General features: G+C 46.8%; 1 protein-coding gene. It reads left to right on the plus strand.

All coding sequences use genetic code 11. From position 1 onward, the window contains the following. Window positions 1-547, plus strand: a 547-nt coding sequence (locus SB717_RS33450; protein ID WP_410907097.1) for a cadherin-like domain-containing protein, incomplete at both ends; no start/stop codon positions are given.

Consider the following 547-nt stretch of genomic DNA (forward strand, 5'->3'; position numbering starts at 1 on the left):
ATTGACGTACGGGTTACTGACAGGTCCAGTGAATGGAACGGTCATTGTGAATCCAGACGGCACCTACACGTATACGCCAAATGAAAATTACAATGGGACAGATAGCTTCAGTGTAGTAGTAAGCGACGGCCAGGGAGAAACGGCAGTTTCTACAATCACGATTACGATTCTGCCAGTAAATGATCCGCCAGTGGGGCCAGTAGTGGTAACCTTGGTCACGAATGAAGATACGCCAGTGTCCAGTCAAATCACAGCGTTTGATCCAGATGGAGAAGTACTGACGTACACCTTACAAGATCCTCCGACAAACGGAGTGGCAGTGGTCAATGCGGATGGCACCTTCACATATATGCCAAATGGAAATTACAATGGTCCTGATACGTTTACAGTGTTAATTAGCGACCCATCGGGCGCATTTATAGTGACGAGTGTATTTGTGACGGTTACGCCAGTGAATGATGTGCCAGTGGTGCCAAACTATGAGTTTGTAATCAATGAAGACACGACTTTAAATAGCCAAGTGGTGGCAACGGATGTCGATGGCAAC

Source organism: Priestia sp. SIMBA_032 (assembly GCF_046535215.1).
Classification (GTDB): domain Bacteria; phylum Bacillota; class Bacilli; order Bacillales; family Bacillaceae_H; genus Priestia; species Priestia aryabhattai.